This is a genomic window from Cellulosilyticum ruminicola JCM 14822 (genome assembly GCF_001311925.1).
In the GTDB taxonomy this organism is placed as follows: domain Bacteria; phylum Bacillota; class Clostridia; order Lachnospirales; family Cellulosilyticaceae; genus Cellulosilyticum; species Cellulosilyticum ruminicola.
The window spans coordinates 1-24,220 of sequence record NZ_BBCG01000055.1; the positions used below are offsets into that span (position 1 = coordinate 1).

Consider the following 24,220-nt stretch of genomic DNA (forward strand, 5'->3'; position numbering starts at 1 on the left):
TCTAACACCTATTCTGATATTAGATTTTGTGAAGATGTAATAGATGCTCTTGGTAAAGTGCCACAAGTCAATGTATTAGTAGATGGTGCTTACTATTCTTATGAAATGGATCAAAAAGGCCAAAAAACAAGGGATTATGTTAAAATCAAGTCAATTAGTAGGAAAAGCACCAGCACAGGAGAAATTACCATATAGTTCTTTTGAAGTAGATGAAGAAACGCAAAAAATAGTCTTATGCCCTAATAAGGAAATACCACAAATGAGCTATTTTAATAAAAATAGCCATACAGCAAAATTTAAGAACGAACAATGTGAAAATTGTCCACTACGTAATTAATGCCCGAGCAAAAAAGAAAAAAAGGATATAGTGTTAAGTTTAGCAATAAAAGTTATAGTAACAGTAAGATTCGTGAATTAATGCAAACAAAAGAATATACAAAGTGGATGCCATGCCAGTTCGTGGCCTTTTGCGCTCAAAAATAGTGTTTGGCTTCAAAATTGGAGCATATAACTTTAATAAACTGCTCAGATACCTTAAGAAAAAAGGTATCTTAACTTCGGATACAATTTTAAGTATAGCGATATTACATTTATTGGTAAAAATTAAGTGCAATAGAAGATGTAAATAAATGTAACTACAATAAGACTTCAAAAACGTTAGTTTTTGGGATCTAATCGTTATGAAAGAAATGGAATTAAAAACTAAAAATTTTTAATTTAATGACTTTGATATAATGCTTTACTTTTAGAAATTTATCGTTTATAGTAATATAAAGCTAACAATTAAATAAGAGTAGATAGAGGTTGCGAACTTTAAGAGTATATTTGCCGAGTTAAGCACATTGAAGCAAATAGAAAGGAAATTTCGCCGAAACTTATAGTTAATGCTTTAAGACTATAGTGTTGGGGTTATATAAAATATATATAACACTGTCACAAACTTGTTTTGTGGAGGGCTATCACCGAGAACGGGTTAAATAAAGCACTATTTTAGATGCTTGTAAAGAGTTTAACAAAAGTCTTGAGTGATGCGCTCAAGACTTTTTTGTTAGACTTATAAAAATAGAATGGAGACAACATATGGATGCAATTAGTGTAGGAATTTTATCAATTATTCCACCGGTTATAGCGATTGTATTAGCACTTGTAACAAAAGAGGTTATTTCATCGCTTATGGTGGGCATTTTATCAGGAACATTTATTTATGCTTTTAGTACAGGGGGCGGTGTAGTTAAGGCAATAGATGTAACTTTTGCATTAATGGCAGAAAAATTAGGAGCAAATGCTTCAATTATTTTATTCTTAGGATTTTTAGGTGCCTTAGTAGCAGTTATTACTATGGCAGGAGGTTCAAAAGCTTATGGTGAATGGGCTAGCCAAAAAATTAAATCTAAAAGAGGTGCACAGCTTGGGACATCTGTTTTAGGTATTTTAATTTTTATTGATGATTATTTTAACTGTTTAACAATTGGAACGGTTATGAGACCAGTAGCTGATAGATTTAAAATTTCACGTGCTAAGCTTGCTTATATTATTGATGCAACAGCAGCACCAATTTGTATTATTGCACCTATTTCATCATGGGCAGCATCAGTTATGTCACAAATGAGTGGATTAGATGTAAATGGTGTACCACTTAATGGAATGGAAACATTTATGGCAACAATTCCATTTAACCTTTATGCGATTTTAACGCTTATTATGGTTGTTATACTCTGTTGCACAGATGTTGAATTTGGGCCAATGGCTAAATTTGAAGAGGAAGCTAGAAATGGTAATGCAGAAACAGTAGTGATACAAGGTGAAGATGATGAACTTTCAAAAATGAAAATTTCACCAAAAGGTCGTGTATATGATTTACTTATTCCAATTGTTACATTAATTATTTTTGCAATACTTGCAATGTTATATGTAGGTGGTTACTTTAATGGTGGCATGACACTTGCAGAAGGCTTTGGAAATACAGATGCAGGTCCAGCCTTAGCAATGGCTGGGTTTGGGGCTTTAATTGTAGCCTTTTTACTTTTTGTACCACGTAAGGTTGTTTCTTTCAAAGATTTTATGGAGGGAATTGGTATAGGGGTTAAATCAATGGTAGGTGCATTTATCATTTTAACACTTGCCTGGACAATTAGTGGTGTATGTCGTGACTTACTTAATACTGGAGATTATGTAGGAAGTTTAGTAAAAGCTTCAAATATGGCACCAGCACTTATTCCAGCTATTATTTTCATTGTAGCAGGAGCTTGCTTTTGCGATGGGAACTTCATGGGGAACATTTGGCGTACTTATTCCTATTGTTGTAATGATTTGTAGTGCAGTTGCACCACATCTTGTGACAATTTCTATTGCAGCAACACTTGCAGGAGCTGTATTTGGAGATCACTGTTCACCAATTTCAGATACAACTATTCTTTCTTCAACAGGTGCTGGATGCAGACATATTGAACACGTTTCATCTCAAATTCCATATACATTAGTTGTGGCAGTTGCTTGTTTTGTAGGATATATTGTAGCTGGATTTACAACTAATCTATGGCTTACATTAGGGAGTTCAATATTAGTACTTGGCATTATTTTATTTGCATTTTATAAAAGAACAAAAAGATAATTTTTATATAATAATAGAAAAGGAGTCAGCTAAAAGCCAATGTCATTAAGTTAAGACATTGATTCTAAGATTTTTTAAAATAACCAAGTACTTATTATAGGTACTTGGTTATTTTTGTGCGAAAAAAGTTTGACAAAATATAGAAAATTTGCAGCGAAGCCTCCTCGTTGAGGAGGTGTTGTGATGAATACACACGCAAATGAACTAAAAAATTGTTTAATAGAAATTATAAAAGAAATGAGTAGCAACCCTCAGGAATTTTCTACTCTGGAAAAAGGTTGTTTTATGCGTCAAAGAAAGTTTGACTTTGAAACACTTATACGTTTAATTTTATCTTTGGGAAGCAACAGTTTAGGGCATAAAATTGGAGAGTTTTTTGAATACAGTGATGGTTTTCCTACTGCATCAGCCTTTGTTCAGCAACGTAAAAAGCTAACTTATAAAGCTTTTGAATATTTATTTCATGAGTTTATTAAACGAAATGATTATTCCACTACTTTATTTCAAGGCTAGCATCTAATCCTTATGAAGATAATGTGATAGGAAAAAATCATGTATTAACATTACATTTAAATGCTGCTTTTGATGTAGAAACTAAACAGTTTGTAGATGCAGTTGTTCAAAAAGGAATCAAAGAAAATGAGTGTAGTGCGGCTTGTGAGCTTGTAGATAAGCTTTTAGAAAAGTATCCCGTTATCATTATGGCTGATCGTGGATATGAGAACTATAATCTATTCGTTCATATTGAAGAACGACTTTTTGATTATATCATCAGAATCAAGGATGTTAAAAGTAACGGTATACTATCAGGCTTAGATTTGCCTGATACGGAAACATTTGATGTTACAAAAACGCATTGTTATTACAAGGCACTCTACTGGTTCAGCAGCAGTAAATCCTAAAAAATACAAGTATTTTACAAAGCAAAGTCGTTTTGACTTTATTGAAAATAGTAAATGTCCTGATTACGAAATGACAATACGATTTGTGAGATTTAAAATAATAGATGATAGTTATGAAGCAATTGCTACAAGTCTCTCTGAAGATAGATTTAGTGTAGAAGAGCTAAAAGAAATTTATAGAAAAAGATGGGCAATAGAAACTTATTTTACAGGAAATTTATGCTCATTTGGTGATGTATAACTTCAGTATGTCTATTACATTAAAAATGCTATTAAAAGAAAAAGGCAAAGAAAAAGACCTAAAGCACCACCTTCAGGTCTTTTTCACGCAGGCTACAAAAATTTGTCTGCACTTTTTTAAGCTCAGAAAATTGGAGCCAACATATGATATAGAAGCTACAATACGGCGATTTCTTCTTCTCGTAAGACCAAATCGTCAAAGGCAGCGAGTAGCTGTCAGTACTACTGTAGTTTCATTCAATTATAGATTATCATAAATCTAGAAAAATACAACTTTTTCACTCCGCTTTTTACAACGGAGTATTTAGTGTGGGCAAAATAGAAAATCATAAAAATAAACCAAGAATGAAACAGTATTATTTTACTGAAACATTCTTGATTTATAATTAATCATTAAGAAAGATAGCTAACTTAATGACATTGAGCTAAAAGCTGACTCTTTTTTATGAGAGGAGATTTTAGCATAAATCATTAAGGATTATGACAAAATAAATATAATTGACAAAATAATTTTATATAGAGGATAGTAATTATGAAAAAAAGTGAAGTAAAAACGCCTCAAAAACTAAAACGTGAGTTAGGGCTTGGGGCAGTAACTGCTATTGTTGTAGGAAATATGATGGGGTCAGGTGTTTTTACATCACCTCAAACTTTAGTACAGGTTGCAAATCCATATACCAATATGGCAGCATAGGTGATTACAGGAATTAGTTCTATATTATTAGCATTATGCTTTGCAAATTTAGGAACATTATATTCAGAAACAGGTGGACCTGTTGTTTATGTTGAAAAGGCTTATGGTAAATTTATGGGCTTCTTAGTGGCATGGACATTTTGGATTGGCTCTTTCTTGGATTGGAAATGCGGCAATTATTCGTTATATTACTGTATTTATTCCTGAGATTGCAACGAATGATTTAGTTTCTTTCTTAGTATCATCAGCCTTTTTATGGATTTTTACACTTATTAACTATAGAGGCGTTAAAGGTGGTGGATATGTAGGCATTATCAGCACGGTTTTAAAAATTGCAGTAATTGTTGTATTTGTAATCATTGCAATTATTGGATTTGATTCAGCGTATTTAAATACGTATTCTTTGGAAGCTGTAAGAGGATCAGGAAGCCTTCCAGCAGCTATTGCAGTAACTTTATGGTCATTTATTGGTTTTGAGAGTGCATCGATTTCAGGAGGAGAAATTAAAGACCTAGAAGTGAATATTAGAAAAAGTACATTATTAGGGACATTATTTGTATCGATTATTCATTTAATTATTTCTATTTTATCAATGGGAAGTCTGCCACAAGCGGAACTTGTCAATGCAAGTGCACCACTTGCAGCTAGTATTAATGAAATTACTGGTGCAACTTGGGGGGGCAGCTTCATTGCGTTAGGGATTATTATTTCGGTTACAGGCGCACTTTCAGGTTGGACTTTAACAACGGCGCGTTTATCATTTGCGGCGGGGAAAGATGGGTTATTCCCAAGTTTCTTTGCGGCAATACATCCACGTTATCAAACACCATATGTCTCATTACTTATTACAGGGGCATGTACAAACATTATTTTAATTTTAAACTATGTTTCTTCATTAACAACAGCTTTTGATTTTATGGTGAATTTAGCAACACTTTCATTTATTCCAGCTTATGCTTTAACAGCTGGTGCGGAGATTATCTTAACTTTAAAAGAAAGACCAGTGAATATTTTAAGCTTTACTTGGAAGAACATTCGATTTTTACTTGCTTTTGCTTATGCGATTTATATTGTATATGGTTCAGGGACAAATTCAGCAATGTGGATTTTTATCCTTATGTTTTTAGGGATTCCTTTCTATATTTATCAACAAGCAAGTCAAGGTGGTATGAAACTATAAACCGAATAATTTTCGAGTAAAACTAGAAAAAGTTCGGAAAAACACTTGCCATGTTAACCGATATATGTTATTATTTTACATGTTGAAAATAACTAGAAAGAGTGACGAGATGGTTGAAAGATATTTTAAACTAAAAGAGAATAATACAACAATTAAAACAGAAGTTGTAGCAGGGCTTACAACATTTATGACAATGGCATATATTTTGATTGTAAATCCATCCATTTTATCAGCAGCTGGTATGGATCAAGGTGCTGTATTTACAGCCACTGCTTTATCAGCAGTGGTAGCAACAATGCTTATGGGAGTTTATGCGAAATTACCATTTGCACAAGCACCAGGTATGGGGCTTAATGCTTTCTTTGCTTATACGGTAGTCTTAGGGATGGGTTATACATTTGAGTTTGCATTAACAGCAGTTTTATTAGAAGGGATTATCTTCATTTTATTAACAGCTTTTAATGTAAGAGAAGCAATTGTAGATGCGATTCCAGATAATATTAAAAAAGCGATTTCAGTAGGGATTGGTTTATTTATTGCCCTTGTTGGTTTAGAAGGTGCAGGTATTGTCGTACATCCAGAAGATGGCAGTACAATTTTAGCACTTGGTAATATTTTAGCAGGGCCAGGACTTTTAGCAATTATTGGACTTGTGATTACAAGTATTTTACTTGTTAGAAATGTAAAAGGGGCATTATTTATTGGAATGTTACTTACGGCAGCAGTGGGAATTCCAATGGGTGTCATTAGTTTACCAACACAAATTTTGAGTATGCCACCTTCACTTGCGCCAACTTTCCTTAAATTTGAATGGCATAACATTTTCTCTATTGATATGGTGATTGTATTATTTACATTATTATTCATGGATATGTTTGATACAATTGGTACATTAGTAGGAGTAGCTACAAAGGCTAAAATGTTAGATGAAAATGGTAAAGTACCAAATATCAAAAAAGCATTATTTGCAGATGCAGTGGGAACAACTGTAGGAGCTTGTCTTGGAACAAGTACAGTAAGTACTTTCGTAGAGAGTGCTTCAGGTGTAGCAGAAGGCGGTAGAACAGGTTTAACAGCAGTAACAACATCTATTATGTTTGCGATTGCTTTATTCTTTGCGCCAGTATTTGGTGTTATTACGTCAGCAGTAACAGCAGCTGTTTTAATCTTAGTTGGACTCTTTATGATGGAGCCAATTAAAGAAATTAATTTAGAAGATTTTACAGAAGCTATTCCAGCTTTTTTAACAATATTAATGATGCCATTTGCTTATTCGATTTCAGATGGCATTGTATTTGGTGTAGTTTCATACATTATCTTAAAACTAGCATCAGGTAGATATAAAGAAATTAATTTTGTAACATATATTGTAGGATTTATCTTTATTTTAAAATTCTTTATTCACTAATAGATTGATTAGAAGAGAGGTCAAAGAAATCATTTGTGATTTCTTTGACCTCTTTTGCGTATGTTAATTAATAACTTGTTTTTTAGGAGTATCAAATATATATCCATAAAATACCTGAATAGAAAACAGAACTTCACAAATACTAAGGAAAATAAATTTAAGGAGATTGATATGAGAAAAGGAAAAGCAAAATCTTATGGTGATGTACTAACACAAAAATTTGTACATGCATTAGAAAATCTTTTATATGAAAAAGAAAAACATTAAATAGACTAAATAAGTAGAAGAGCAGTATTTCAAAAGGTGAAGTACTGCTGTTCTTTCGTATTGAAAAAATAATGATACAATAAAAATACATAATATAAAAGCAAAGGAAAAGATATGAATAAAAGACATTATGAGATAATATTGTATTACGAAGAAAATAATACTGTAGATGAAAGCATAAAAAATGAATGGAACACAAGTTTACAAAGAATAGGTGAAACACTGGATTTGGATATAACTCTTAACGCTGAGAATGAAAAACAAATTTGTTTTACGTGATGGTGCCAGAAGCAATTGATTTAAATAAAGCTTTACGTAGTGTGCAAAAGAAACTAAAAAAGTATACGGCCTATATCAGAAGGTGAAGGATCCTTATATCATAAGCTTTTCTAATAGTTGTGCCAAAGAAGATGGGCGTCTTAATAAAATGATTAAGGAAATTCGTGATGTAGGTTATTATGACTTACATGAGTTTATGGATGAGGATTTAACAAAATTTAAGTTGTATTTAGGTGAACATCGATTAGGAATGATTGAGATAGAGAATCATATTTATGTGGTAGATATAGCTAATTTACAACATAAAATCAATCTGAATTGTTTTGAATACACGAAAAAACACCAATATGGCTGTTGTTGTGGCAGTCCATGTGAAATGAGCAGCCATAATCTTAAAAAGTTTGAATGTCATGAAGCGGCTATTGGAAAAGAAGTAGAAGCATTAAATTCAGAGGAATATAAGCACATCAAGTAAACAGGAGGATTTATTGATTTAGATGGCCATATTAATAAAGGAGAACTTAACCGTATTACAAATTGGCTTAGTACAAATATTCATCAATATGGGGCTTCTAAATTACCGATTGAAATCATAAAAGCTAGCTGTCAAGAGGATATTAATATTTAGCTACTCCTTCAATACTTTGAATCAAAGTATAAAGATTTATATCTTTTATAATTTAAAGAGTGAGTAATAAATAAGACGTTTTGTTTTATATAAAATCATAGAAATAACGTTTATGATAACATAAATTTGCAACGTGCAAATGGGTCATGAACGTTATTTTTATATTTAGCAAAGAGAAAAAATAAATAAAAATGTTTAAAATAGACATAAAATATTATATAATACTTTAAAATTATATTCTAATGTATTGATTTTCTTAAAGATATCGTATATACTTACTTTATTAATTTATTACTTTATCATAGTAAAGTGAGGGTGAACAATGAAGAATTATACATTGCATATTCCAGAAGGTGTAAAAGATTATATTGGACCAGAGGCGGCCCTTAAAGATAAAATTCAAGAACAAATAAAAGAAGCATTTCGTAGCTATAGCTATGATTTAATCGAAACACCTACTTTTGAGTATTTAAATGTGTTTACAGTAGGTGAGGGAGAATATCAACAACCTAGATTATATCATTTAATTAGTCGACAAGGAGAAATGATGGCGCTTAGAAGTGATATGACACGTGCTATTGCGAGAGTAGTATGCACACAAAAAAGTAATACATCACTACCACAACGTTACGGTTATATTGCAAGCAGTTTTCGCTATCCAGCACGTTATCAAGGTAAGCTCCATGAATTTACACAAGCAGGAATCGAGCTTATTGGAAAGAACTGTTTAGAAGCAGATGCAGAAATTATTAAAGTAGCTATCGCAGCAATTAAACAAGCAGGGCTTAAAGATTTTAGTATTCATATTGGAAGTAGCCAATTCTTAGAAAACATGTTAAGCGACCTTGGACTTAGTGAAGGGGTAAGATCACAAGTATATGAAGCGATTGAACGTAAGGATGGCGTAAAACTTAAAAATATTTTAGAACTTGCACAAATCGATGAAGAAACTTTAAAACTTTTATTAGAGCTTACACAATGTGCAGGTAGTATCGAACTTTTAGCTTCTATAAAAGATAGAATGACTTCACAGCGTGCAAAGAAAGCATTAGGGGATTTAGAAGATTTATATGAGATTATAAAAGAGTATGGTGTAAGCGAACATGTTTTATTTGATTTTAGTTTATTATCTTATGGAAAATATTACACAGGCATGATGTTCCAAATTTTCTGTGAAGGCATTGGTAGCGCTTTAGCTGAAGGCGGACGTTATGATCGTTTATTGAATGAATTTGGTAGAGATTTACCTGCTGTTGGAGTAGGAATTGATATTAACTTATTAATGCAACGTTTAATGCAAATTGAGCCACTTGAAGAAGTCCAAACAAACCGTAGTTTAATTGTTTCCTATGCTAATACAAGAAAAGTAAGTATTCAAGTGGGTGAAGAACTTCGCAAACAAGGTATGATTATTGAAAATAGTTTCTTCGATAGTTTTGAAGAAGCTCTAAACTATGCAAAAGAAAAGAAAATAGGTGGTATTTTACACTTCATTGAAGGTGCTAGCATTGAAATATATAATGTGGCAACAGGTCAAGTTGATGTTAAATCAGTAGATGAATTAATGTAGTATTAGTGATTAAAGGAAAATGGAGGGGTAGTATGGAACAAGTAACATTTGCACTTGCTAAAGGAAGATTAGCTAAAAAAGCAATGGAGTTATTAAAAGAGTTAGGGATTACATGTAAGGAAATGGAAGGAGAAAGCAGAAAATTACTTTTTACAAGTGATGATGGAAAATATCGTTTCTTCTTATCAAAAGCTTCGGATGTACCTACTTATGTAGATTATGGGGTTGCAGATATAGGAATCGTAGGAAAAGATACGATTTTAGAAGAGAACCGTTCTGTATATGAAGTTTTAGATTTAGAGTTTGGAAAATGTAAAATGGCAGTAGCAGGTAAACCTGAAATGAAAGAACTCTTAGAGTCAGGAAAATTCATTCGTGTGGCGACAAAATATCCAGCCATTGCAAAAAGTTATTTTGAAAAGTTCCATCGTCCGGTAGAAATTATTAAATTAAATGGTTCTGTTGAATTAGGACCTATTGTAGGTCTTTCAGACGTTATCGTAGATATTGTAGAAAGTGGTAAAACATTGGAAGAAAATGGTCTTGTTGTATTAGCAGATATTGAACCACTTTCAGCAAGATGTATCGTAAATACTGCAAGTATGAAAGTAAAACATGATGCAATTCGTAATTTACTTAATAATATTGAAGACTTAAGGAGGAGAGAAAATGCTTAGAATTATTGACAACCAAACAGCAAAACAAGAGTTTTTAGATATTCTTAAAGTACGTGGAAACATGGATACAAGTAATTATGCCCTTGCAACAAAAGAAATCGTAGAAGCTGTGCGTACTAAAGGAGATGCAGCATTATTTGAATATACTGCTAAATGGGACCATCCATCTATTACACCAGCTAATGTACGTGTCACAAAAGAAGAAATGATAGCAGCTTTTGAAGGATTAGACAAAGATTTACAAGAAGCTATGCTTTTATCTGCAAAACGCATTGAAGCTTTCCATGAGAAACAAAAACAAAATACATGGTTAGATATTAAAGATAATGGTGAAATCTTAGGGCAACGTGTCACACCTCTTGAAATTGCAGGTGTTTATGTACCAGGTGGTAAAGCGGCATATCCTTCTTCAGTACTTATGAATGTCATTCCAGCTAAAGTGGCAGGTGTTAAACGTATTGTGATGACAACACCAGCTTCTAAAGATGGCTCTTTAACACAAGAGGTTTTAGCAGCAGCTTATATCGCAGGTGTAGATGAAGTATATAAAATTGGTGGCGCACAAGCTATTGCAGCTTTAGCTTATGGAACAGAGACAATTCCTAAAGTAGATAAAATTGTAGGACCTGGGAATATCTATGTAGCCATTGCAAAACGTGAAGTATTTGGTCATGTAAGCATTGATTCTATAGCTGGACCTAGTGAAATTTTAATTGTAGCAGATGAAACAGCTAATCCAACTTATGTAGCAGCGGACTTACTTTCACAAGCAGAACATGATGAACTTGCTTCAGCTGTACTTATTACAACAAGTAAAGCACTTGCTGAAAAAGTGGTAGTTAAAGTTAATGAATTTGTAGCACAGATGCCTCGAAAAGCTATTTTAACTGAATCACTTCAACACTACTGTGCAGCAATTATTGTGTCAAATATTGAAGAAGCTTGTGATTTATCAAATCAAATCGCACCAGAACACTTAGAACTTGCTGTAGGCGCGCCATTTGAAGTTTTAACTAAGATTACAAATGCAGGTGCTATTTTCTTAGGTCACTACACACCAGAGCCTGTAGGGGATTATATGGCAGGTCCTAACCATGTCTTACCAACAAGTGGTACAGCAAGATTCTTCTCACCACTTGGTGTAGATGATTTTGTGAAGAAAAGTAGTATCCTTTCATTTACACGTGATGCCTTATTACCAATTGGAGAAGGCATTGTGAAATTTGCCGAAAGTGAAAGACTGTTTGCTCACGCACTTTCAGTTAAAGTTAGAATGGATGAAGAGGTGAAATAATGCGATTTTTGAGACCTAGATTTCAAGAAATGAAACCTTATCACAGTGCCTATGTGACAGAAGGTGTGATTTTAAATGCTAATGAAAGCCCTTATACAGCTCCAGAAGGATTAGTAGCACATATGAAGAATTGGTTAGAAACGCAAATGCTTAGTTGTCGTTACCCTGATACAGATAGCTTAAAATTAGGCAGTGCCATTGCAAAACATCTTGGTGTAGCAGTAGAAAATGTGGTATGTGGCGTAGGTTCAGATGAGCTTATCGATTGTATCTTAAGCAGTACGATTGAAGATCAAGATAAGGTTTTAATGCCTTATCCTTCATTTAGTATGTATGCACAATTTAGTGTTTTAAATAGTGCAAGTCTTATTAAAGTACCTTTAAATGCAGATTTTACTTATAATGTAGAAGCATTTATTGAAGCCATTCAAAAAGAAAAGCCTAAAGTTATTTTTATTTGTAATCCAAACAATCCAACGGGTTGCATTATGAAGGTAGAAGATATTAAACGTATCTTAGAAGTTGCTGAAGGGCTTGTTGTTTTAGATGAAGCTTATGCAGAATTTGATGATTGTAAGGAAAGTGGTATTTCACTTATTAACGAATATAGTAACCTTATCGTTTTAAAAACATTCTCTAAAGCTTATGCTTTAGCAGGTGCTCGTGTAGGATATGGTGTTGCCTGCACAGATGTGATTGATTTAATTAATACCGTAAGAGTACCTTATAATTTAAGCATCTTTTCTCAAGAAGCTGCTTACTGGGCTATTGAAAATACAGATCTTTATAAAGAAAACATTAAAAAAATTATTGATGAACGTGATGTGTTAAATCAAGGACTTGTAGTGTTAGGGATTACAACTTATCCTTCACACGCCAATTTTATTTGGTGTGAGCTTAAAGATGGTATTTTTGAAGGGTTAGCTAAAGAGCAAATTTATATTCGTAAAATGTTAGTAAATGAAAAGCCTTATTACCGTATTACAGTAGGAAGACCAGAAGAAAATCAAATCCTTCTTAAAGCATTAGGAAAATTAATTTAACATAATGCATTAAGGTTAGTAAGGATAGAGGCGGGAGGCAGATTATGAGAAAATCGGAGATTGAAAGAAATACAGCAGAAACAAAGATTAAATTAAGCTTAGATTTAGATGGTGAAGGGAAAGTACAAATTCAAACAGGAATTGGCTTTTTTGATCATATGCTTACCCATATTGGCAAACATTCGTTAAGTGATTTGGCAGTATGTGCAGATGGGGATTTAGAAGTAGATTGTCATCATACGGTAGAGGATGTAGGAATTGTGTTAGGGCAAGCTATTAAACAAGCATTAGGGACAAAAGAAGGCATCAACCGTTACGGGCAAGCCATTATCCCAATGGATGAAGCACTTATTTTATGTGCTGTAGATTTATCAGGACGTCCTTATATTGATGTAGATACACCTTTTACAACAGACCGCATTGGCGACTTTGATACAGAAATGGTAGAAGAATTCTTTAGAGCAGTTGGTGTAAATGCAGGAATGAATCTCCATATTCAAGTACTCCGTGGTAAAAATAATCATCATATTGTAGAGGGAATGTGTAAAGCATTTGCGAAAGCACTTTTACAAGCAGTTACTTTTAATTCTCGTATTAAAGGTGTAGCTTCTACAAAAGGCATGCTTGAAGGATAAAGGAGGCAGGAAGATGGATATTGCAATCATAGATTATGGCATGGGGAATTTAAAGAGTGTACAAAAAGCTTTTACAGCTTTAGGATTTGATGCAGATATTACAAATAATCGTGAAGATATTAAAAATGCACATAAAGTTGTATTACCAGGTGTAGGAGCTTTCCGTGATGCTATCAACCAGCTCAATGAAACAGGAATGACACAGGCGATACAAGAGGCTGTAAAATCAGGAAAACCTTTTTTAGGTATTTGTTTAGGAATGCAGCTTTTATTTGATAAAAGTTATGAATATGGTGAATATGAAGGGCTTAAAATTTTACCAGGTGAGATTATTAAATTTAAGGAAGAAGATATGCGTCTTTCAAATGGTGAAATGCTTAAAGTGCCACATATGGGTTGGAATACATTAGAATTTACTAAAAAAGAGCCGTTATTTGCAGGTTTAAAAGATGAAAGTAGTGTGTACTTTGTACATTCATATTATTTACAAACAACAGCGGATATTGTAAGCAGTTATACAAACTATGGTACACGTATTGCTGTATCAGCACAAAAAGATAATGTATTTGCAACACAGTTCCATCCAGAAAAAAGTGGGGATGTAGGACTTCAAATTTTAAGGAACTTCGGAGGATTAAAAGGATGAAACTTTACCCAGCAATCGATTTAAAAGCAGGACAATGTGTACGCCTATTACAAGGTGATTATAATGAAGTAACAGTATATGGAAATAATCCGGCTGAAATGGCTAAGAAATGGCAAGACCTAGGTGGTGCTTATCTTCACATCGTAGATTTAGATGGTGCAAAAGCCGGTGAAAGCCAAAATGGGCAAGCTGTAGAAGCTATTGTAAAAGCTATTGATATTCCTATTGAATTAGGAGGCGGTATTCGTAGCCTCGAACAAATCAAAGCTCAATTAGATCGCGGTGTAGACCGTGTAATCTTAGGAAGTGCGGCTATTAAAAATCGTTCACTTGTTAAGGAGGCTATTGAAACTTTTGGAGCAGAGCGCATTGTAGTTGGTGTAGATGCTAAAAATGGGCAAGTTGCTATTGAAGGTTGGTTAGAAGTAACAGATACAACAGCTTTAAGTTTTTGTAAAGAATTAGAGACAATGGGTGTTCAAACTGTGATTTATACAGACATTGCAAAAGATGGTATGATGCAAGGTCCTAATATTGAAGAAACTAAAAAATTAGTAGATGAAACTAATTTACAAATTGTGGCTTCTGGTGGCGTGTCTTGTATGCAAGATCTTGAAAATTTAGAAGCAATTCATGTACATGGTGCAATTATTGGGAAAGCCCTTTATGTAGGGGCTATTGACTTAGAAGAAGCAGCCAAACGTTTTAGCTAGGAGGTAGATAAAATGCTTAGTAAACGTATTATTCCTTGTTTAGATGTAAAGGGTGGCCGTGTTGTAAAGGGCGTTAATTTTGTTAACTTAATTGATGCAGGGGACCCGGTTAAAATTGCTAAAGCTTATAGCGACGCAGGCGCAGATGAAGTTGTATTCCTTGATATTACAGCCTCATCAGATGAAAGAAATATTATTTTAGATGTTGTTGAAAAAACAGCACAAGAAGTATTTATTCCTCTTACTGTAGGTGGAGGCGTAAGAAGTCTTGAAGATATCCGTAACATCTTAAGTGCAGGTGCAGATAAAATAGGAATGAATTCTGCTGCTATTAAAGATCCTAGCCTTATTAATAAGGGCGCAGAACGTTTTGGTAATCAATGTATTGTTGTAGCTATTGATGCTAAACGTAAATTAGATGGTAGTGGTTTTGAAGTATATATTCATGGCGGGCGTATTCCTACAAGTATTGATGCTGTAGAATGGGCCATTGAAGCTGAAAAACGTGGTGCAGGAGAAATTCTTTTAACAAGTATGGATGCAGATGGCACTAAGAAGGGGTATGATTTAGCATTAACACGTGCAGTAAGTGAAGCGGTTAATATTCCTGTTGTTGCATCAGGTGGGGCTGGAAATAAATCACACTTCTTAGAAGCTTTTGAAGAAGGTAAAGCAGATGCGGCACTTGCAGCTTCTTTATTCCACTTTAAAGAATTAGAAATCAAAGATTTAAAAGCTTATTTAAGAGAAAATCATATTCCTGTTCGTTTATAAGAAGTGAAGGAGATAAATTAAGGAGGTAGATATGGATTATTCAGAATTTATAAAGGCTGTTAAGTTTGATGAAAAAGGGCTTGTTCCTGTCATTGTACAAGACGTAGATTCCAAAAAAGTAAGAATGCTAGCTTATATGAATGAAGAAGCCCTTGGCAAAACTTTAGAAACAGGTAAAGTGCATTACTTTAGTCGTAGCAGACAATCTCTTTGGTTAAAAGGTGAAACTTCTTCACATTACCAATATTTAAAAAGCATAAGTGTTGATTGCGATGGGGATACGCTTTTAGTTCAAATAGAACAAGCTGGTGGTATTTCATGTCATACAGGAAATGAAACTTGTTTCTACCGTGAATTAAAGATGGAATCGTAGAGACGGAAGAAATTATTGAAAAATAAAGACTAGAATATAGCGTTTCGTTTATAAATTATATAGGGAGTTTTAATTAAAGGTACAAAGTAAGGGGTGTTTTACAAGATACCATTAATTAAAACTCCTTTTTATATTTAAGAAAATCTTAAAAATTTATATGGTTAATTTACATAAAAATACGCTATAATATAAATGAATTTATAGACGTAAGGAGTAACAAGATGCGTAAACCTAAGGTTTGTATTATTTTTACAGGTGGAACAATCTCAATGACTGTTGATGATGAAATTGGTGCAGCAATTCCTACATTATCAGGCGAACAAATATTATCAATGGTTTATAATATTGATAAATTAGCGGATATTGAAGTGATTAATTTCGCTGAGATTCCAGGTCCACATATGACGATTAATAAACTATTAGAATTAAAAACATTAATTATTAACAAATTAAATGAGGAAGATGTAACAGGTATAATTGTTACCCATGGTACAGATACATTAGAAGAAACGGCATATTTCCTTGATTTAACGATTCAACATGAAAAGCCAGTTGTAGTGGTTGGTGCTATGCGTAATAGCTCAGAACTTGGTTATGATGGTTCGAGTAATTTAGCAGCAGCAGTATGTACAGCTATTTCACCTAAGGCTGTAGGAAAAGGTGTACTTGTTGTATTAAATAATGAAGTCAATGCGGCAGCAGAAGTGACAAAGACAAACACATTGTCATTAAATACATTCCAATCACCTTATGGACCTTTAGGCATTATTGATACAAATGATTTTATTGTGTATCGTGACATTGCTTATCGCCAACATATTGAAACAGATATTGTAGAACGCAAGGTTGATTTAATTAAAGCAGTAATTGATATGGATGAACGCTTTATCCGTAGCAGTGTAGATTTTGGTGCTGTGGGAATTATTATTGAAGCCATGGGTAGAGGAAATGTATCTCCTAAAATGTTAGAAGGTATTCGTTATGCCATTGAGAAAGACGTTGTAGTTGTTATTGTTTCAAGATGCCATTCAGGTCGTGTATTTGAAAGTTATGGCTATGCTGGAGGTGGTAAGGAGCTTTCTGATTTAGGCGTGATTATGGGTGGAGATATGCGAGGACCTAAAGCAAGACTTAAACTTATGTTAGCTTTAGGAAAGACTAAAGATTTAGAGCAAATTCGTAAATTATTTAAAGAAGAGAGCTGTGCTATTTAAAATTAAATAAATAATAGTGAAATGTGCATTTATATTTATTGTGTAAATGCACATTTTTGTTATATAAATTCAATTAATATTAAATAAATTCAAAATAAATTAAAGGAAAATACATAACGAGACAAAATTTTAAACATTATGGAAAAAAGTATATAAATAATTATAAAATGCGTTATAATAAAAATGCATATATGCATAGTGTAAAAAAATGGTTGTGAAATACGCAAAAAAGTTGCACAAACTTAAGGAGGTATACAAGTACAAAATTAGTTATTTTACAATAAAAAGGGGGAAATTAACATGAAGAAAACAATGAGAAATAAGTTGGCAACAGTAGTTTTAGCTGTTACAACAACATTTGTAATGAGCATAGGTGGCGTAATATATGCTGCAGATGCAACATTAATTAATACTTATGGCAATATGTTTGGGAAGATAGGGGCTTCAGCTGAATACAGTGAATTATGTAATTCAAGTGTTCAAAATTATTTCAAAGGAAAATATAATAGTACAACACTTGGAAACCACATGAAACCAGACTTCATTTTATCAAACTGGTCACCTAAAATGATTTCTGTACAACAAGCAAAAAGTATGGGATATTATATTCCAAGCAACTATAAAGAAAGTACAGTACCACAACTTAATTTTAATGAAGTAGACAATGCTTTAAAAATTTGTGCTGAGCAAGGATTAGGACTTCGTGGACATACATTATTATGGCATTCTCAAACACCAGATTGGTTCTTTAGATCAGGTTATAACAAAAATGCTGGTTATGTTAGTCAAGAAGTAATGGATGCACGTACAGAAATGTATATTAAAACAGTTATGAATCATGTACATAAACATCAATATGGTAAAGTAGTTTATGCATGGGACGTTGTTAATGAATACTTACATGCATCAGATACATCAGGATGGGTTAAAATCTATGGTAAACCAAGTCCATATGCTGGATTTATTAAACGTGCTTTTAGATATGCACATGAAGCACTTGTAGGACTCGGCTTAGATAAATCAGTAAGCTTATTCTATAATGATTATAATACATACTTAGAAGCAGATGATGTTGTTAAATTAATTAACAATATCAACTCAGATGGTAAGATTTGTAATGGTATAGGTATGCAATCTCATTTAGGTACAGATTTCCCAAGTGTAAGTTTTTATGCACAGGCATTAAATAAATTTGCACAAGCTGGTTTTGAAATTCAAATTACAGAATTAGATGTTACAAATACCTCTGAAGACGTACAATCTAAATATTTATATGATTTATTTACAGAAATCATTAAAACGAAAAAATCTGGCGGTAATATCACAGGTATTACATTATGGGGACTTCATGATGGTGCAACTTGGATTCCAGGTAAAAATCCATTAATCTTCAAAGATTTAAATACACCTAAAAAATCTTACTACTCAATTTTACAAGCTTATAAAGATCAAGTAGGTGCACCAACAGATCAAAAAGATCCAACACCAACTCAACCAACAGAAGTAAAACCAAATGCAAATTATGCAACATTAAAAGATGGTTGGTATTATATTAAAGGTGTTGGTTCAAATAAATATCTTCAAGTAGCAGACAATAAAGGCGGAGATGCAGTTAACGTAGAAATTGGAACAGGTACAGGGGTTGCAGGACAAAAATGGTATCTAACAAATACAAAAGATGGTTATGTAACATTAAAGAATGGTCAAGGTTATACACTTGATGTTGTTTATGGCAAAGATGAAGATAAAACAAATATCCAAACATATACAGCAAATGGTATGTCAGCACAAGAATTTAAACTTTTACCTACTTCAAAATCAGGTGAATATGGTATTGTTACAAAATGTTCAACAGACGTTAGAGGATTAGATGTTGAAAATAAAGGTACAACAGATGGTTCAAACGTTATTCAATACGGTTACTATGGTGCAGCTAATCAAACATGGATATTCGAGCCTTGTAGTACAGAGCCAACACAAGAGCCAACGCAAGAGCCAACACAACAACCAAGCGGTAATGCAGTAACAGGTAAAGTAACTTCAGATTGGGGAAGCGGTGCAGTAGCTGATATTACAGTTACAAATACAACAAATAGTGATTTAAATAACTGGACAGTTACATTTACATCATCTCGCCCAATTACATCTGTATGGAATGCAACAATTGTAAGTCAAAGTGGTAATACTTACACTATTTCAGGCCCTACATGGCAAGCAGGTCTTGCAAAAGGTGCAAGCTATACATTTGGTTGTCAACTTGATGGCAGTGGTGATTTAACATTTTCAAATGTTACTTTAAAATAATTTTTTAGGGGGACAGAGCAATGAGTAAGAGTATCCGTTCATTATATAAATTAGCAAGAAATACAGGGGCATTTTTAGCATTATCAGGAATGGTTTTACAAGCACCAGTTATGACTTATGCAGCAGATGGTGCTAGTGCATTTAATAATGTAGCATTAACAAAAGCTTATAAAGGTTTAAATGAAAATAACCCTATTGCAACGCAAAAATACAGCGCTGACCCAGGGGTAATGGTTTATGGGGATACTGTATATGTGTATGCAACAAGTGATCAAGTTTTATACAAAAATGGTAGTATTCAAGAAAATACATATGGTCATATTAATACACTTCATTGTTTTTCTTCTAAGGATTTAGTAAACTGGACTGACCATGGTGTTATTCAAGCTGCTGGACAAAATGGCGTTGCTAAATGGGCTGGTTGCTCATGGGCACCTTGTGCAACTTATAAGAAAATCAATGGGCAAGATAAATTTTTCCTTTATTTTGCAAACAATGCAAGTGGTATAGGTGTACTTGAAGCTGATAGTCCAACAGGGCCTTGGAGAGATCCTATTGGAAAAGCACTTATTGCAAATTGTCCAGGTGTAACATGGCTCTTTGACCCAGCAGTTTTTGTAGATGACGATGGTACTGGATATCTCTATTTCGGTGGAGGAATACCTAATAATCAATATGCGCATCCTAAAACAGCACGTGTTGTAAAATTAGGTGCAAATATGACAAGTTTAGCAGGTTCACCTGTTGTAATTGATGCACCATATTTATTTGAAGACTCAGGAATTAATAAGATTGGCAATAAATATTATTACTCTTATTGTTCAAATTTTAATACAGGTGGTTCAGAATTTGGTGGTGGATGTATTGAATATATGGTAAGTAATAGCCCAATGGGACCATTTACATATGCTGGAGAAGTATTCAAAAATCCTGGTACATATTTTACTAACTCAGGCGGTAATAACCATCATACGATTTTTAAATTTAAAGATGAGTACTACATTGCATATCATACAAGAACTTTGGAAATGGCACAGTTTGGTAAAAACTATGGTTACCGTAGTACACACATTGATAAATTAACAGTGAATAATGGTAATTTATCAAATGTTAAAGGTACAAAAACAGGGGTATCACAAGTAAGTTATATTAATCCATATAATAAAGTTCAAGCTGAAACAATGGCAATTCAAGCTGGTGTTAATGTAAGCGGAACAGGCGATACAAAAGTTACAGATATTAATAGAGGAGATTGGATTGGGGTAAAAGGTGTAAACTTCTCTGATGGTTTATCTAAAATTACTGTTTCAGCTTCATCAAATACAGGTGGTTTCATAAAAGTATGTACAGGTAGTCCTTCAGGTCAAACACTTGGTTATATTGAAGTACCTAATACAAATGGTGCATACAAAGAAGTGACAGGTACACTTTCAAATGTAACAGGTGTTAAAGATTTATATTTTGTATTTAGTAATAACATGTCACTTGATTATTGGAAAGCAACTAGTCAAATAGGTCAAGTAACACCAGAAACAACACAACCAGATCAACCAGCAAAAGATACAACTATCACAAATTATGCAACATTAAAAGATGGTTGGTACTATATTAAGGGTATTGAATCAAATAAATACCTTCAAGTAACAAATAATAAAGGTGGCGATGGTGTTAATGTAGAAATTGGAACAGGTACGGGTGTTGCAGGACAAAAATGGTACTTAAAGAATACACAAAATGGTTATGTAACATTAAAGAATGGTCAAGGCTATACACTAGATGTTGTCTATGGTAAAGATGAAGATAAGACAAATATTCAAACATATACAGCAAATGGTATGTCAGCACAAGAATTTAAAATAGTACCTACTTCTAAATCAGGTGAATATGGTATTGTTACAAGATGTTCAACGGATGTTAGAGGTTTAGATGTTGAAAATAAAGGTACAACAGATGGTTCAAATGTTATTCAATATGGTTACTATGGTGCAGCTAACCAAACGTGGGCATTTGAATCTTGTGATGGTACTACAAAACAAGAAGAGTCTACAACAAGACCAGAAACATCACCAACAAGTGGTAATGTAGTAACAGGTAAAGTTACGTCAGATTGGGGAAGTGGTGCAGTAGCAGACATTACAGTTACAAATACAACAAATAACGATTTAAATAACTGGACATGTACATTTACGACATCTCGCCCAATTGCATCTGTTTGGAATGCAACAATTGTAAGTCAAACAGGTAATACCTACACTATTTCAGGACCAACATGGCAAGTAGGCCTTGCAAAAGGTGCAAGTTATACATTTGGTTGCCAACTTGAAGGTAGTGGTGAACTTAACTTTACAAATGTTTCTTTAAAATAATAGGATGAACGAAATGCAAGAATCCTAGGTAGTGATACCTAGGATTCTTCTGCGTATATAGGGTGTACTTTATGAAATACTGAAACAATGTTATAATAGGCATTATGAATTATGCTAAATCTTATTTATGAATTAGATTTTAGTTTTATAAGGAGAAACATACATGGGAAAAACATTAGTATTAGCAGAAAAACCTAGTGTAGGGAAGGATATTGCCCGCGTTTTAAAATGTCATAAACAAAATGGGAGCTTTATAGAAGGAGATAAATATGTTGTCACTTGGGCAATGGGGCACTTAGTTGGGCTTTCAGATCCAGAAGCTTATGGAAATCAATATAAAACTTGGTCAATGGACACTTTACCAATGCTACCACCAAAAATGAAGTTAACTGTTCTAAAAGGAACAGGTAAACAATATCAAGTTGTTAAAACACAACTTCAAAGAAAAGATATTACAGAAATTATTATTGCAACAGATGCTGGCCGTGAAGGGGAGCTTGTGGCTAGATGGATTATTGATAAAGTAGGAGTTAAAAAGCCAATTAAACGTTTATGGATTTCATCTGTTACTGATAAAGCCATTTTAGAAGGGTTCAAAAATTTAAAACCTGGCAGCCAGTATGAGAATTTATATCGCGCTGCAGTATGTCGTGCAGAAGGAGATTGGCTTGTAGGGCTTAATGTGACACGTGCATTAACTTGTAAATATAATGCCCAGCTTTCAGCAGGACGCGTACAATCTGCTACACTTGCTATGATAGTAGCACGTGAAGAAGCTATTAAAAAATTTGTGCCACAACCTTATTTTACAGTAAGTGCAAAAGCAATAAGCGAAGCAGGCAAAACATTTACACTGAGTTATAAAGCGAAAGATCAAAAAGTCTTAAAAGATGAAAGTAAAGTAGATGCACTTATTCAAAAGATTGAACAAGGTGAAGCGATTATTTCAGAGCTTTCACAAAGTGATAAAAAACAATATGTACCTGGACTTTATAATTTAACAGAACTTCAAAGAGATGCTAATAAATTATTTGGTTTTAGTCCAAAGCAAACATTATCTATCGTGCAACGTTTATATGAAAATTATAAAGTATTAACTTATCCAAGAACGGATTCAAGATATATTTCAGAAGACATAGTACCAACTTTAAAAGAACGTCTAAAAGCAGTATCTATTGGACCATATCGCACATTTGCAAGTGAAATAATTAATAAAGGTTTTAAAGTAAGTAAAAATTTCGTAGATAATAGTAAGGTTTCAGATCATCATGCCATTATTCCAACAGAAGAAAGTCCACAATTAATGAAACTGAGCAGTGAAGAACGTAAGATTTATGATCTTGTAGTAAAATGTTTCTTAAGTGTTTTAATGTGTCCAGCAGAATATACACAAATGAATGTGACTGTAGAAGTAGCAGGAGAAAGCTTTATTGCAAAAGGAAAAAATATTAAAGAAAAAGGTTGGAAAGCATTATATGATCAAAATTTTGATGAAGATTGTGATGAAGAAGTAAAAAATCAAAGTTTACCATCTCTTGTAAAAGGGGAAAAAATTCAACTTCAAAGTGTAGTTAAAACAAAATGCTTTACAAAAGCGCCAGCACATTTTAATGAAGCAACACTTCTTTCAGCTATGGAAAAGCCTTATTTATATGTAAATGTAGGGCAAAAAGCAGCAAAAACATTGGGAGAAACAGGGGGGATTGGGACAGTAGCTACACGAGCAGATATTATTGAGAAACTTTATAATATGTTCTATATTGAGAAAAATGGTAAGGATATTATACCAACTTCAAAAGGTAGACAACTTATTGAACTTGTACCAGCAGATTTAAAATCACCACTTTTAACAGCTAAATGGGAAAATGAGTTAGAGCTTATTAGTAAGGGAAAACAAAATCCTAAGACATTTATGGAAAATATCCGTACTTATAGTAGTGAACTTGTAAAAGATGTTAAAGGTTCATCGGATAAGTATGTCCATGATAATATGACAGGAAAACGTTGCCCAAATTGTGGAAAGTTTTTATTAGACGTTAAAGGTAAGCAGGGTAAAATGTACGTATGCCAAGATAGGGCATGTGGCTATAAAGAAACAGTAAGTAAATTTACAAATACACGTTGTCCACAATGTCATAAGAAATTAGAATTACGTGGGCAAGGTGAAGGACAAATTTATGTATGTACAACTTGTACATTTAGAGAAAAATTAAGTGTTTTCAATAAAAAGTATCGTAGTAATAATCAAAAGGTTGATAAACGTTCTGTTCAAAAATATTTAAAACAACAGCAACAAGAGGATGAAGGTAACTTTGCATTTGCAGAAGCACTTGCAAAACTTAATAAATAAATGTGTGATGTGAAAAAGGCTATTTACGGATTGACGTAAATAGCCTTTTTAA

At 33.2% G+C, this 24,220-nt stretch carries 24 protein-coding genes, 1 pseudogene and 1 riboswitch; all 25 genes and pseudogenes read left to right on the top strand.

The window, feature by feature from the left end; translation table 11 throughout:
• A partial coding sequence (locus JCM14822_RS21260) for a hypothetical protein (protein WP_054743091.1) occupies positions 1–195 on the top strand: 195 nt, incomplete at its 5' end.
• A complete protein-coding gene (locus tag JCM14822_RS20505) occupies positions 137–337 on the top strand; it encodes a hypothetical protein (RefSeq protein ID WP_207643268.1) in 201 nt (66 codons plus the stop codon). The genes JCM14822_RS21260 and JCM14822_RS20505, both read left to right, overlap by 59 nt.
• 453 nt (positions 338–790) lie before the next feature.
• Positions 791–967: riboswitch (Lysine riboswitch) on the top strand.
• Positions 968–1,080: 113 nt separating this feature from the next.
• Positions 1,081–2,316, top strand: coding sequence for a Na+/H+ antiporter NhaC family protein (locus tag JCM14822_RS14595; protein WP_306307350.1), 1,236 nt, complete (start codon positions 1,081–1,083; stop codon positions 2,314–2,316).
• Positions 2,258–2,611: a Na+/H+ antiporter NhaC family protein gene (locus JCM14822_RS23210; RefSeq protein WP_306307351.1), complete on the top strand. Its 354-nt coding sequence runs from the start codon at positions 2,258–2,260 to the stop codon at positions 2,609–2,611. The genes JCM14822_RS14595 and JCM14822_RS23210 overlap by 59 nt, the downstream gene beginning before the upstream one ends.
• 183 nt (positions 2,612–2,794) lie before the next feature.
• Positions 2,795–3,124, top strand: coding sequence for a hypothetical protein (locus JCM14822_RS14600; RefSeq protein ID WP_054743092.1), 330 nt, complete (start codon positions 2,795–2,797; stop codon positions 3,122–3,124).
• 23 nt (positions 3,125–3,147) lie between these two features.
• The gene (locus JCM14822_RS14605; RefSeq protein ID WP_054743093.1) at positions 3,148–3,513 is read left to right on the top strand and encodes a transposase; all 366 of its coding nucleotides are present in this window, start codon (positions 3,148–3,150) and stop codon (positions 3,511–3,513) included.
• Positions 3,452–3,754, top strand: a complete 303-nt coding sequence (locus JCM14822_RS20510; protein WP_157047798.1) for a transposase — start codon at positions 3,452–3,454, stop codon at positions 3,752–3,754. Before JCM14822_RS14605 ends, JCM14822_RS20510 begins: the two co-directional genes overlap by 62 nt.
• 531 nt (positions 3,755–4,285) lie before the next feature.
• Positions 4,286–4,447 (top strand): hypothetical protein, encoded by a 162-nt coding sequence (locus tag JCM14822_RS22010; RefSeq protein WP_242861517.1) that lies wholly within the window; start codon positions 4,286–4,288, stop codon positions 4,445–4,447.
• Positions 4,448–5,627 (top strand): annotated as a pseudogene (locus tag JCM14822_RS14615) (amino acid permease).
• Positions 5,628–5,736: 109 nt separating this feature from the next.
• Positions 5,737–7,035, top strand: a complete 1,299-nt coding sequence (locus JCM14822_RS14620) for an NCS2 family permease (RefSeq protein WP_330377569.1) — start codon at positions 5,737–5,739, stop codon at positions 7,033–7,035.
• Between the two features lie 694 nt (positions 7,036–7,729).
• Positions 7,730–8,056, top strand: coding sequence for a hypothetical protein (locus JCM14822_RS14625; RefSeq protein WP_172674834.1), 327 nt, complete (start codon positions 7,730–7,732; stop codon positions 8,054–8,056).
• Positions 8,057–8,068: 12 nt separating this feature from the next.
• A complete protein-coding gene (locus JCM14822_RS25155) occupies positions 8,069–8,209 on the top strand; it encodes a hypothetical protein (protein ID WP_157047800.1) in 141 nt (46 codons plus the stop codon).
• Positions 8,210–8,531: 322 nt separating this feature from the next.
• Positions 8,532–9,779 carry an ATP phosphoribosyltransferase regulatory subunit gene (gene hisZ / locus JCM14822_RS14630; protein ID WP_054743096.1) on the top strand — a complete coding sequence of 416 codons (1,248 nt, stop codon included), beginning with the start codon at positions 8,532–8,534 and terminating at the stop codon, positions 9,777–9,779.
• Between the two features lie 32 nt (positions 9,780–9,811).
• Positions 9,812–10,456 (top strand): ATP phosphoribosyltransferase, encoded by a 645-nt coding sequence (hisG, locus tag JCM14822_RS14635; RefSeq protein WP_054743097.1) that lies wholly within the window; start codon positions 9,812–9,814, stop codon positions 10,454–10,456.
• Entirely contained in the window at positions 10,449–11,750 is a 1,302-nt protein-coding gene (gene hisD / locus JCM14822_RS14640) for a histidinol dehydrogenase (RefSeq protein WP_054743098.1), read from the top strand. Before hisG ends, hisD begins: the two co-directional genes overlap by 8 nt.
• Entirely contained in the window at positions 11,750–12,793 is a 1,044-nt protein-coding gene (gene hisC, locus JCM14822_RS14645) for a histidinol-phosphate transaminase (RefSeq protein ID WP_054743099.1), read from the top strand. Before hisD ends, hisC begins: the two co-directional genes overlap by 1 nt.
• A 41-nt stretch (positions 12,794–12,834) precedes the next feature.
• The gene (gene hisB / locus JCM14822_RS14650; RefSeq protein ID WP_157047799.1) at positions 12,835–13,428 is read left to right on the top strand and encodes an imidazoleglycerol-phosphate dehydratase HisB; all 594 of its coding nucleotides are present in this window, start codon (positions 12,835–12,837) and stop codon (positions 13,426–13,428) included.
• A gap of 13 nt (positions 13,429–13,441) precedes the next feature.
• A complete protein-coding gene (gene hisH / locus JCM14822_RS14655) occupies positions 13,442–14,074 on the top strand; it encodes an imidazole glycerol phosphate synthase subunit HisH (RefSeq protein WP_054743101.1) in 633 nt (210 codons plus the stop codon).
• Complete coding sequence (gene hisA, locus JCM14822_RS14660; protein WP_054743102.1) at positions 14,071–14,787, top strand: 1-(5-phosphoribosyl)-5-[(5-phosphoribosylamino)methylideneamino]imidazole-4-carboxamide isomerase; 717 nt, start codon at positions 14,071–14,073, stop codon at positions 14,785–14,787. Before hisH ends, hisA begins: the two co-directional genes overlap by 4 nt.
• Positions 14,788–14,799: 12 nt before the next feature.
• Positions 14,800–15,561 (top strand): imidazole glycerol phosphate synthase subunit HisF, encoded by a 762-nt coding sequence (hisF, locus tag JCM14822_RS14665; protein WP_054743103.1) that lies wholly within the window; start codon positions 14,800–14,802, stop codon positions 15,559–15,561.
• 31 nt (positions 15,562–15,592) lie between these two features.
• Positions 15,593–15,934 carry a phosphoribosyl-AMP cyclohydrolase gene (gene hisI / locus JCM14822_RS14670; RefSeq protein ID WP_054743104.1) on the top strand — a complete coding sequence of 114 codons (342 nt, stop codon included), beginning with the start codon at positions 15,593–15,595 and terminating at the stop codon, positions 15,932–15,934.
• A 221-nt stretch (positions 15,935–16,155) separates the two neighbouring features.
• Positions 16,156–17,148 (top strand): asparaginase, encoded by a 993-nt coding sequence (locus JCM14822_RS14675; protein ID WP_054743105.1) that lies wholly within the window; start codon positions 16,156–16,158, stop codon positions 17,146–17,148.
• Between the two features lie 300 nt (positions 17,149–17,448).
• Positions 17,449–19,452 carry an endo-1,4-beta-xylanase gene (locus JCM14822_RS19525; protein WP_083461487.1) on the top strand — a complete coding sequence of 668 codons (2,004 nt, stop codon included), beginning with the start codon at positions 17,449–17,451 and terminating at the stop codon, positions 19,450–19,452.
• Positions 19,453–19,472: 20 nt separating this feature from the next.
• Positions 19,473–21,818, top strand: coding sequence for a family 43 glycosylhydrolase (locus tag JCM14822_RS14685; protein WP_054743106.1), 2,346 nt, complete (start codon positions 19,473–19,475; stop codon positions 21,816–21,818).
• Positions 21,819–21,981: 163 nt separating this feature from the next.
• Positions 21,982–24,168 (top strand): DNA topoisomerase III, encoded by a 2,187-nt coding sequence (locus JCM14822_RS14690; RefSeq protein WP_054743107.1) that lies wholly within the window; start codon positions 21,982–21,984, stop codon positions 24,166–24,168.
• Positions 24,169–24,220 lie beyond the last annotated feature (52 nt).

Excerpts from the sequence above, each read along its gene's own strand:
- hisI (WP_054743104.1), top strand. The coding sequence starts at position 15,593 with ATGGATTATTCAGAATTTATAAAGGCTGTTAAGTTTGATGAAAAAGGG.
- hisH (WP_054743101.1), top strand. The coding sequence starts at position 13,442 with ATGGATATTGCAATCATAGATTATGGCATGGGGAATTTAAAGAGTGTA.
- JCM14822_RS14625 (WP_172674834.1), top strand. The coding sequence starts at position 7,730 with ATGATTAAGGAAATTCGTGATGTAGGTTATTATGACTTACATGAGTTT.
- JCM14822_RS19525 (WP_083461487.1), top strand. The coding sequence starts at position 17,449 with ATGAAGAAAACAATGAGAAATAAGTTGGCAACAGTAGTTTTAGCTGTT.
- hisD (WP_054743098.1), top strand. The coding sequence starts at position 10,449 with ATGCTTAGAATTATTGACAACCAAACAGCAAAACAAGAGTTTTTAGAT.
- JCM14822_RS14595 (WP_306307350.1), top strand. The coding sequence starts at position 1,081 with ATGGATGCAATTAGTGTAGGAATTTTATCAATTATTCCACCGGTTATA.
- JCM14822_RS20505 (WP_207643268.1), top strand. The coding sequence starts at position 137 with ATGTTAAAATCAAGTCAATTAGTAGGAAAAGCACCAGCACAGGAGAAA.
- JCM14822_RS14685 (WP_054743106.1), top strand. The coding sequence starts at position 19,473 with ATGAGTAAGAGTATCCGTTCATTATATAAATTAGCAAGAAATACAGGG.
- hisG (WP_054743097.1), top strand. The coding sequence starts at position 9,812 with ATGGAACAAGTAACATTTGCACTTGCTAAAGGAAGATTAGCTAAAAAA.
- JCM14822_RS14600 (WP_054743092.1), top strand. The coding sequence starts at position 2,795 with ATGAATACACACGCAAATGAACTAAAAAATTGTTTAATAGAAATTATA.
- JCM14822_RS14675 (WP_054743105.1), top strand. The coding sequence starts at position 16,156 with ATGCGTAAACCTAAGGTTTGTATTATTTTTACAGGTGGAACAATCTCA.
- hisF (WP_054743103.1), top strand. The coding sequence starts at position 14,800 with ATGCTTAGTAAACGTATTATTCCTTGTTTAGATGTAAAGGGTGGCCGT.
- JCM14822_RS14620 (WP_330377569.1), top strand. The coding sequence starts at position 5,737 with ATGGTTGAAAGATATTTTAAACTAAAAGAGAATAATACAACAATTAAA.
- hisC (WP_054743099.1), top strand. The coding sequence starts at position 11,750 with ATGCGATTTTTGAGACCTAGATTTCAAGAAATGAAACCTTATCACAGT.
- JCM14822_RS23210 (WP_306307351.1), top strand. The coding sequence starts at position 2,258 with ATGGGAACTTCATGGGGAACATTTGGCGTACTTATTCCTATTGTTGTA.
- JCM14822_RS14690 (WP_054743107.1), top strand. The coding sequence starts at position 21,982 with ATGGGAAAAACATTAGTATTAGCAGAAAAACCTAGTGTAGGGAAGGAT.
- hisZ (WP_054743096.1), top strand. The coding sequence starts at position 8,532 with ATGAAGAATTATACATTGCATATTCCAGAAGGTGTAAAAGATTATATT.
- JCM14822_RS20510 (WP_157047798.1), top strand. The coding sequence starts at position 3,452 with ATGTTACAAAAACGCATTGTTATTACAAGGCACTCTACTGGTTCAGCA.
- JCM14822_RS22010 (WP_242861517.1), top strand. The coding sequence starts at position 4,286 with ATGAAAAAAAGTGAAGTAAAAACGCCTCAAAAACTAAAACGTGAGTTA.
- hisA (WP_054743102.1), top strand. The coding sequence starts at position 14,071 with ATGAAACTTTACCCAGCAATCGATTTAAAAGCAGGACAATGTGTACGC.